Source organism: Brotocaccenecus cirricatena, from assembly GCF_020687045.1.
In the GTDB taxonomy this organism is placed as follows: domain Bacteria; phylum Bacillota; class Clostridia; order Oscillospirales; family Oscillospiraceae; genus Vescimonas; species Vescimonas cirricatena.
This window is the reverse complement of sequence record NZ_JAJEPW010000135.1, coordinates 1-2,164: the sequence shown is the minus strand read 5'-3', so window position 1 is coordinate 2,164 and position 2,164 is coordinate 1. Positions and strand designations below refer to the sequence as shown.

Below are 2,164 nucleotides of genomic sequence, written 5' to 3'. Positions count from 1 at the left end.
GATATGAAAACTCCTCGGATAACAAAACTCACGGGATTACACGGCTTATCCCAGTTCTAAGATAAGCCGTGCATACTACCGCACTCCATGGCCAGCCGCTGTGCCTGCGTCACACCGAGACGCTCGTTGTTATAATCGGCCAGCTCACGGTTCTGGGCGGGATCATCCGTAGACCAGTCACTGGGGTAGTAGCCGTTCTCGCCGCGTTTGATGCAGATCAGTTCCCCGGTGCTGGGGAGTACCGAGAAGCATAGCTCCGGCAGGCCCTCCGACAGCTTCGGCGCGAAGCGCTCCTGTTCCGTTTGAATGCCCCAGTCATCCGCATTCCAGAGGTGGACATACAGCTCACTTCCGCCATCCACGAGGATCTCCCGCTGTTCAAAGTGTTCGCCCCAGCCGTCTGATGCCTGTCCGGCGATGTACTCTTTCAGGGTGTCCATCTCCAGCGCACTCAGCTCACCGGCAATGCGGCATTCGGCTACGCCCCAGAGCTTTCGGTCACGTTCCTCTACGGTAAAGACCGCAGAGTGGACCTTGGTATTCACGCTATCAGCCTCGTGGTACCAATGCATGAGACCGCGCTCGGTTTCCTCCGGCATCCGATTTTTGACCAGCTCGGCCATGATCTGATCCTGATAGCCTCGCAAGGCACGGCCATCCAGCATGGTACTCTCCGGTTCCAAATCCCCGTACTCGCTTCTCTCATAGAAATCAGCGGTAAGGGGCATATACAGCTTCAGAGTAGTCAGCTTGGGCGGCAGCACCGAGAAGCTGTCCTCACCAGGGACGATTCCCAACGCCCTGCCGTTATCCCACTTCATGTGGATCGTACCGATGTCATCCACGAAGTCCACCTCACCCTCGGTGCCGGGAGCAATGGGGGCATAGGGATCCTCCATGGAATTGAGACGAATGCGGGTTCCGGGCGGATACTGCTCCTTGATGAAATTCACCATTTTTCTGTCCATATTCGTGTCCTCCTGCATGGCTTGTTCTCTGTCGTAGAATTCGAATTCATAGATCACGCCGCGGTCTTTGTTCCGCGTATCCTTTACCTTGACCGTCGTACCATCAAAGATATAGGCATCGGCTTTGACGAAATCTGTCCGGAAACCCTTGCCGCCGTTATCGGTCGAAAAGCGGCTGTTTGGCTGATCCTTGATCTTGGAGTAAAAGCCCACCGTCTGCACCGTGGTCACCACACGGGTCAGCCCCACCAGATCAGGGTGATTTTTCTGGCTGAGCGTTTTAAACTCTACGCCGGGTTGGATGAAGCGCTTCAGTTCAGCAAGGTTTTTGATTGCGACAGGCTTTCGCTGCTTATCCGATCTCTCCATGTTCACATCCCTCCCAGCATCATATTGGGGGCGGATTGCGGCTCGTAATCTTCCTGCTGGTGGGGATTTTCCTCACCATAGAGGTCGAAGGCGATATCATCCACAGCTTTGCGGACGATGGGATCGTCGGTCAGCACCTCATACCGAAAGCCTGTGGTCGGGCGGTATGGCAGCTCCTCACGCACACACTTGAGAAAGGCTTCGGCATCGGTAAAGTCCTGTGCATCACCATTGGCATAAGTGACGCGGCCCACCAGCGGCTTGTCCCTTGCCATGTTCTGACGCTGGACATCCAGATCATAGGCCGTACAGTAGCAGTTATAATCTCCGGGGGACGGATTGCACCGCAGGCAGTAGCGGTGATGCTCGGTTTCCACGATGTAGCCATAGTTTTGTACATAGCCGCCGTCGATTTTGCCGCCGTGTTCATAGCAAAAACGCTCCATAGCGAAGCGGCTTTTCAGCACACTCTCCCGCAGCGTGTCCACGACCTCCTGCAGCTCCGCTTTGAACGCGGGGCTGTTCAGTTTCTCCGGGCCGCGGGGCCACCATGTATGCCAGAATTCATTGCCGCTGCGCCCGAAGTCCATCCGGACATGGCCAACGGTACCCAGCCATTTATCTTCTTCGGGGTGCGGGGTATAAAATAAGCCCGCCTCCTCCGGGCGGGCAGGTCGGATATGAAATTTCATGTTCTCCGCGGGATACGGGAGCTGATGCGCCTCGCAGAACTCACAGAGCGTCATGCTTCCTTCATCGAGAAAACCGAGCTCATCCCGCACATCCAGCCGCCCGGACTTAGGCATCGCCAGCTTTTCCGGCATCAG

General features: G+C 56.0%; 2 protein-coding genes. Both read right to left on the bottom strand.

Features of this window, described 5'->3' with window-relative positions; genetic code table 11:
- Positions 1-56: 56 nt before the first annotated feature.
- Positions 57-1,337 (bottom strand): DUF4314 domain-containing protein, encoded by a 1,281-nt coding sequence (locus tag LKD37_RS17370; RefSeq protein ID WP_302930315.1) that lies wholly within the window; start codon positions 1,335-1,337, stop codon positions 57-59.
- A gap of 2 nt (positions 1,338-1,339) precedes the next feature.
- Positions 1,340-2,164, bottom strand: an 825-nt coding sequence (locus LKD37_RS17365; protein ID WP_302930314.1) for a hypothetical protein, incomplete at its 5' end; no start/stop codon positions are given.